Annotated in this window: 5 protein-coding genes; 2 read left to right on the top strand and 3 right to left on the bottom strand. The window is 68.7% G+C overall.

Translation table 11 applies throughout. From position 1 onward, the window contains the following. The 3 genes from RWO33_RS18065 to glyQ form a co-directional block, all read right to left on the bottom strand. Nucleotides 1–1,421, bottom strand: a 1,421-nt coding sequence (locus RWO33_RS18065) for a hypothetical protein (protein WP_314106593.1), incomplete at its 3' end; no start/stop codon positions are given. Between the two features lie 215 nt (nt 1,422–1,636). After that, on the bottom strand, nt 1,637–3,733 hold the full coding sequence (gene glyS / locus RWO33_RS18060; RefSeq protein WP_314106591.1) for a glycine--tRNA ligase subunit beta: 2,097 nt from the start codon (nt 3,731–3,733) through the stop codon (nt 1,637–1,639). Then, on the bottom strand, nt 3,730–4,641 hold the full coding sequence (gene glyQ, locus RWO33_RS18055; protein ID WP_314106589.1) for a glycine--tRNA ligase subunit alpha: 912 nt from the start codon (nt 4,639–4,641) through the stop codon (nt 3,730–3,732). The genes glyS and glyQ overlap by 4 nt, the downstream gene beginning before the upstream one ends. 114 nt (nt 4,642–4,755) lie before the next feature. On the opposite strand from glyQ, the gene RWO33_RS18050 reads away from it, so the two are divergent. Beyond that, entirely contained in the window at nt 4,756–6,591 is a 1,836-nt protein-coding gene (locus RWO33_RS18050) for a GspE/PulE family protein (RefSeq protein WP_314106587.1), read from the top strand. Further along, on the top strand, nt 6,563–7,177 hold a 615-nt coding region (locus tag RWO33_RS18045; RefSeq protein WP_314106586.1), incomplete at its 3' end, for a glutamine amidotransferase. The genes RWO33_RS18050 and RWO33_RS18045, both read left to right, overlap by 29 nt.

Below are 7,177 nucleotides of genomic sequence, written 5' to 3'. Positions count from 1 at the left end.
GGCGTGGTCCCGGCGGGCGTCTCCGGCCACAGCCACCGTCCCGTGGCGAGTGCCGCGCCGCCCACGCCACCCAACGTCGCGAGCAAGGCGGCGGCGAGGGGCGCGCGCCGGACCAATCTCCTGGTCGCTTCGGTCGTGGTGGGCACCAGCGGCGCCGACATCAGGGGCGTCGCTGCACCGACCACCTCGCTCAGCGCCGACTCGCCCATCAAGGTCATTTCCATTGGCGGCGCTGCCTGCGGCACGCTCTGGAAGACGCCGTACGCCCCCTTCAGGAGTGGCAGGCTGGCAACCAGCCCGGAGAACCAGCCAGGCCGCGGGCTTGAGGCGGGAGAGCATGCCGCTGCAGCGGCCGCGGTTGCCTGCACGACCGGAACCGCACGGATAGCGCTTCCGACGTGCGCACCGCCGGGTGCGGCGACGGCATCGAACGGCACGGCGTCGAAGCCATCGATGGTGGGCCGGATGCGCGGCGGACCGGGGCGCCGGTCCTGATCGTCCCAACGCTGCCGTGCGATGCGTTGCGCCTTCTCTTCCGCGCCCGGGCGCACCTTCGGTGCGTCGATGACGTCCACGCCGCCCACCGGCGCCAGCACCGCACCGCCCACGCCGTTCAACACCGCAAGGCGTTGCCAATGCGTAGGCAGCTCGGCGATGAAGCCCGCAACCCCCTGCAGCTGCCCGGCGGGTCGAGGCAGCGCGCGTTGCAGCTGCCACAGCAGTGCGGCCACGGCCAGCGCCGGAACCAGGTGATTGCCGCCCAGATTCGGCCGCAGTTGCGTATCGGCTTCGGCCACCGCTTCATGCACGGTCCACAGACATGTCCGGATCGCATCGGGCAGCGACTGCACTAGCGCATCGAACTGTTCGTGGCTGCGCAGCGACGGAAGCGCCACCGCCAATGACGGCAGCACCGCAGCGACGCTGCTCCAGCTGCCGGTAAACACGCTGCGCGCCAACTGTCCTGCGGTGAGGGCGCTGCTGGCCCAGCCCGGCAGCGCTGCCAGCAGCGTGGTCCACGCGGCCCGCGTCAGCACGCTGTCCAGCACGTTGATGCCCGCGTGGTGCAGTTTCGCCACGTCGCGACCTCGCGCCGCCAGTGCCGCCTCCATCCGCCGGGTTACCGCCTCACGCGCCTCGGGCGTGGCGGCGCGGGCGATGTACGTTTCCATCGTCCATGCCAGCGCGGCGCGTTCCGGGGCGCCGGTGTCCAGGATCGCATCACGCACCGTTTTTTCATGGGGGGTCAGCTCCACCCTCCGCATGGCATCGCCGCGCCGGTAAGGCGCCTGCGCGTTGCTTACCTGGCTGGGGATGTGCGTGCCGTTACCGGCCACCTCCCGTGTTGCCGCGGCCTGGGTGGATGCGTGGCGTGCGCTGGCGCGGGACGCGGCATCAACGATGCGATCAGGGAAGGGCATTCGGCGGGACGTCCGTGCAAAGCGGCGCCGGATGATCACGCGGCATCGCGGAATGCCGTTGCACGAATTTATCGTTTTCCGATTTTTCCCGGGAAGCGCTCAATCAATATTCAGACTGATTGCAGTTTTCGTCGCAATCGAACGGAACGCGCGCAAAAAAAAACGCCCGGACCTGCCGGGCGCTTTCAACGGACCTGCAGAGCAGGACGTTACCGTCAGCTCGACAGATGCTCGATCGCCGCCACGCTGCCGAGGCGATCACCCAGGCGCTTGAGCAGGGCCAGGCGGTTGCCGCGCAGCGCCGGGTCTTCCGCATTGACCATCACCGCGTCGAAGAACGCATCCACCTGCGGGCGCAGACGCGCCAGGCGCGCCAGCACACTCACGTAATCCTTCTGGTGCAGGCTGGCATTGCTGTCGTCGATGGCCGCTTCGACCGCTTCGGCCAGTTCGCTTTCCGCTGGCTCGGCCAGCAGCGCCGGATCGACCATGCCCGGAATCGCGACGTCGGCCTTGCGCAGGATGTTGCGGATGCGCTTGTTGGCCGCGGCCAGCGCGTCGGCTTCCGGCAGCGCCGCGAAGATGCCGATGGCATCGATGCGGCGGTCGACGTCGTACAGCGACGCCGGCTTCAGCTCGGCCACCGCGTTGAAGTGCGTGGCCGGTACGCCCTTGTCGGCGTAGTAGCCGCGCAGGCGGTCGATGATGAAGTCGTACAGTTCCTGCGGCAGAGCCTCGGTCTTGCGCTCCGCACTGGGCTGCACGGCGGCAGGCAGCCCGGCGAGGGCAGCGCCCAGCAGCGCGCGCAGGTCCAGCTCGAAACCCGATTCGATGATCGTACGCGCCAGGCCCAGCGCATTGCGGCGCAGGGCGAACGGGTCCTTGTTGCCGGTCGGCTTGAGCCCGGCCGCGAAACCACCGGCGAGCGTGTCCAGGCGCTCGGCGATCGCCAGCACCTTGCCCAATGCCGACAGCGCGATGTCGTCGCCACCGAAGCGCGGCTGGTACGCCTCGTCGATGGCCAGCGCGACCTCGGGCGATTCGCCACCGGTCACCGCGTAATGGCGTCCGGCAATGCCCTGCAGTTCCGGGAACTCATTGACCATGCGCGACTGCAGGTCGTTCTTGGCCAGCAGGGCGGCGCGCCTGGCCAGCACCGGGTCGGCACCCACCTGCGGCGCGATCAGGCCGGCCAGCGCCACCACGCGCTGCACTTTGTCGGCCACCGAGCCCAGCTTCGCCTGGTAGGTCACGGTCTTCAGCCCGTCGCCCATCGATTCCAGGCCCTGCTTCAGGTCCTCGTCGAAGAAGAACTTGGCATCGGCGAAGCGCGGGCGGATCACCCGCTCGTAGCCCTTGGCCACTTCGGCCACGTTCTTCGATTCGATGTTGGCGATGCCGATGAACTTCTCGGTCAGCTTGCCGTTGCTGTCCAGCACCGGGAAGAACTTCTGGTTGATTTCCATGGTCTCGATCAGCGCTTCCTGCGGCACAGCCAGGAAGTCGCGTTCGAAACTGCACAGCACCGGCGACGGCCATTCAACCAGGTTGACCACCTGTTCCAGGTTGTCGTCGGTGATGCGCGCCTGGCCACCGGCGGCAGCGGCTTCAGCGTTGACCGATTCCACGATGCGGCTGCGGCGCGCGTCCGGATCCACCAGCACGCAGGCGGCCTGCAGCGAGCTGACGTAGTCCTCCGGCGAGGACAGCCACACGGTCTTGTCGTGCATGAAGCGATGGCCGCGGCTCATGCGGTCGCTCTTCAGGCCCAGCACTTCAGCCTCGACCACGTCCTTGCCATGCAGCAGTACGAGCCAATGCACCGGGCGCGCGAAGCCGTAGCTGTGGCTGCCCCAGCGCATCGGCTTGGGAATGGGCATGCCGGCAAGCGCTTCGGCCAGGATGTCCGGCAGCAGCGCAGCGGTGCGCGCGCCCGGGGTCACCGAGCGATGCACGAAGCGTTCGCCCTTGGCGTCACTGGTGCGCTCAAGCGCGGTCCAGTCGATCCCGGCCTTGGCCGCAAAGCCCTGCAGCGCCTTGGTCGGCTGGCCGTCGGCGTCCAGCGCGATGTTCAGGTACGGGCCCAGCACTTCACCGCGCTGTTCGGGCTGCTCCACGGCCACGCCGGGCAGCAGCACCGCCAACCGGCGCGGGGTCGACAGCGGCTTGGCATCGCCGCGTTCCACGGCCACGCCACGCTTGGCCAGGCCGTCCACCACGCCATCGAAGAAGGCCTGGGCCAGGCCCGGCAGCGCCTTCACCGGCAGTTCTTCGGTCCCCAGTTCGATCAACAGCGGCAGCATCGTGCTCATGCCTGCACCTCCTTGGCTGCCACCGCTTCGATGCGCTTGGCCTCGTACAGTTTCGCCACCGCCTGGGCCAGCGCGCGCACGCGCAGGATGTAGCGCTGGCGCTCGGTCACGCTGATCGCGCGACGCGCGTCCAGCAGGTTGAATGAATGGCTGGCCTTGCACACCTGCTCGTAGGCCGGCAGCGGAAGGCCCACCTCGACCAGCTTCTGCGCTTCCTTCTCGCAGGCGTCGAAGCGATGGAACAGCTCTTCCACGTCGGCGTATTCGAAGTTGTAGGTGCTCTGCTCGACCTCGTTCTGCAGGTACACATCGCCGTAGGTCACCGGCGTGCCGTCCGGGCCGTAGGTCCAGACCAGGTCGTACACGTTGTCGCAGTTCTGCAGGTACATGCACAGGCGTTCGAGACCGTAGGTGATCTCGCCCAGCACCGGCTTGCACTCCAGGCCGCCGGCCTGCTGGAAGTAGGTGAACTGGGTCACTTCCATGCCGTTGAGCCACACTTCCCAGCCCAGGCCCCAGGCGCCCAGCGTCGGCGATTCCCAGTTGTCCTCGACAAAGCGCAGGTCGTGCACCAACGGGTCGATGCCCAGCGCCTTGAGCGAATCCAGGTACAGCTGCTGGATGTTGTCCGGGCTGGGCTTCATCGCCACCTGGTACTGGTAGTAGCGCTGCAGGCGGTTGGGATTCTCGCCGTAGCGGCCATCGGTCGGGCGGCGCGACGGCTGCACGTACGCCGCATTCCAGCTTTCCGGGCCGATCGAGCGCAGGAAGGTCGCCGGGTGGAAGGTGCCGGCACCGACCTCCAGGTCCAGCGGCTGGATCAGCACGCAGCCCTGCTGCGCCCAATGCTGGTTGAGGGTCTGGATCAGGCCCTGGAAAGTGATCGGAACGGTCGGGATCGCGGACATGCGGCGGATTCTTGCCTGCAAAGGGGGTGCGCTAGTATAGCGACGGACCGCGCGCCGGCATTCCAGGCAACCGCCATCACGCCGTGCAGCCGCTGCTCCGAGGATTCTGGCGCCATGGAACACCGTTCACCGGCAACGCTTGCCCCCGCTCCCGCCCAGGAGCCCCTGCCGCCGGGCCGGCTGGTGTTCGAACAGGTCGCTGCCGCCATGGTCGCCGACGGCTTGGTGGCCACCGACGATGTCGACCGTATCCGCTTTTCCGGCCAGGGCGCGCGCAACGCCAGTGAAGTGCACCCGCTGGTGCTGCTGGCCAACCTGAAGCTGGCCGCCGCCGGCGGCGGTGAACTGGGCCTGGAGCGGCTGACCCAATGGCTGGCCGAGCGCACCGGCACCCGTTACCTGCGCATCGACCCCACCCGGGTGGACGTTTCGGCGGTGACCGCACTGGTCTCGCACGCCTACGCCCGCCGCCACCGCTTCCTGCCGCTGGCGGTGGACAGCGAGCGCCTGCTGGTGGCGACCAGCGAGCCGCTGGCGCAGGAATGGCTGCTCGACCTGCAGCACCTGACCCGCCGCCGCATCGAACTGGCGGTGGTCAACCCGCTCGACCTGCACCGCTACACCATGGAGTTCTACGGGGTGACGCGCTCGGTGCGCGGCGCACGCAGCGATTCGCGCAGCGAGACCAACGGCACCCTGCCCAGCTTCGAACAGCTGGTGGAGCTGGGCCGCGCCGGCGATGTCAACGCCGACGACCAGCACGTGGTGCATATCGTCGACTGGCTGCTGCAGTACGCCTTCGAACAGCGTGCCTCCGACATCCACCTGGAGCCGCGCCGCGACATGGGGCGCATGCGCTTCCGCATCGACGGCGTGCTGCACAAGGTGTTCGAGGTACCCCCGGCGGTGATGACCGCCGTGGTCAGCCGGATCAAGGTGCTGGGCCGCATGGACCTGGCCGAGCGCCGGCGCCCGCAGGACGGCCGCATCAAGACCCGCTCTCCGGGCGGGCGCGAAGTGGAAATGCGCCTGTCGACCATGCCCACCGCCTTCGGCGAGAAATGCGTGATGCGCATCTTCGACCCGGACGCGGCGTTCAAGAGCATCGACCAGCTTGGCTTCAGCCCGCAGGAAGCGGCCGGCTGGACCGCCCTCGTCGAGCGCCCGCACGGCATCGTGCTGGTGACCGGCCCGACCGGCTCGGGCAAGACCACCACCCTGTATTCGACCCTGAAGCGGCTGGCCACCCCGGACGTGAACGTTTGCACGGTGGAAGACCCGATCGAAATGATCGCGCCGGAATTCAACCAGATGCAGGTGCAGACCAACATCGACCTGGACTTCGCCGCCGGCGTGCGCACCCTGCTGCGCCAGGACCCGGACATCATCATGATCGGCGAAATCCGCGACCTGGAAACCGCGCAGATGGCGGTCCAGGCGGCGTTGACCGGCCACCTGGTGCTGTCCACCCTGCACACCAACGACGCGCCCTCGGCGATCACCCGCCTGCTCGACCTGGGCGTGCCGCACTACCTGCTGGCCAGCACCATCAACGGGGTGCTGGCGCAGCGTCTGGTGCGGACCCTGTGCCCGCACTGCAAGGTGCCCAAGCCGCTCAGCGCGGCGCAATGGGCGGTGCTGGCTGATACCGATGAAGCATTACCTGAGTCGCCCACGCCATATGCACCGGCCGGCTGCATCGACTGCCGGCGCACCGGTTACCTGGGCCGGGTAGGCCTGTATGAGCTGCTGCCATTGGGCCCGCGCCTGCGCGGGCTGGTCCGCGCGGACATGGACCTGGCCGCGTTCAGCCAGGCCGCGCGTGCTGAAGGGGTGCGAACCCTGCGTCGCGCGGCACTTGAAAAGGTGGCGGCAGGGCTGACTACAATCGAGGAAGTCCTGACCGTACTGCCGCCGCGAGATGAACCGCACCCCCTTCCTGATCCTTGAAACCGGCCAACCGGTCGCGTCGCTGCGCCGCTACGGCCGTTTCCCGCACTGGATCCGGGTCGCGGCCGGGCTCGACGCCGACGAAACCGTGGTGGTGGACGTCGTGCAGGGCGCTGAACTGCCCGACCACCGCGACTATGCCGGGGTGATCATCAGCGGCTCGGCCGCCTACGTGACCGACCGCGCCGACTGGAGCGAACGCAGCGCCCACTGGCTGCGCGCAGCCGCCCACGACAACCGCCCGGTGTTCGGCATCTGCTACGGCCACCAGCTGCTGGCGCACGCGCTGGGCGGCGAAGTGGCCTACAACCCGGCCGGTCGCGAATCGGGCACGATCGAACTGGCGCTGGAGCCCCCGGCGCAGGACGACCCCCTGTTCGCCGGCCTGCCCGCCCGCTTCCCCGCGCACGCCACCCACCTGCAGACCGTGCTGCGCGCCCCCGAGGGCGCCGAGATCCTCGCCCGCTCGGCACAGGACAACTGCCACGCCTTCCGCTGGGGCCCGAACGCCTGGGGCGTGCAGTTCCATCCCGAGTTCGCCACCCACCACATGCGCGGCTACGTGCGCGCCCGCGCCGAGTGCATC

This window comes from uncultured Stenotrophomonas sp. (assembly GCF_963519925.1).
In the GTDB taxonomy this organism is placed as follows: domain Bacteria; phylum Pseudomonadota; class Gammaproteobacteria; order Xanthomonadales; family Xanthomonadaceae; genus Stenotrophomonas; species Stenotrophomonas maltophilia_AE.
This window is presented reverse-complemented; position numbering and strand designations above follow the sequence as displayed.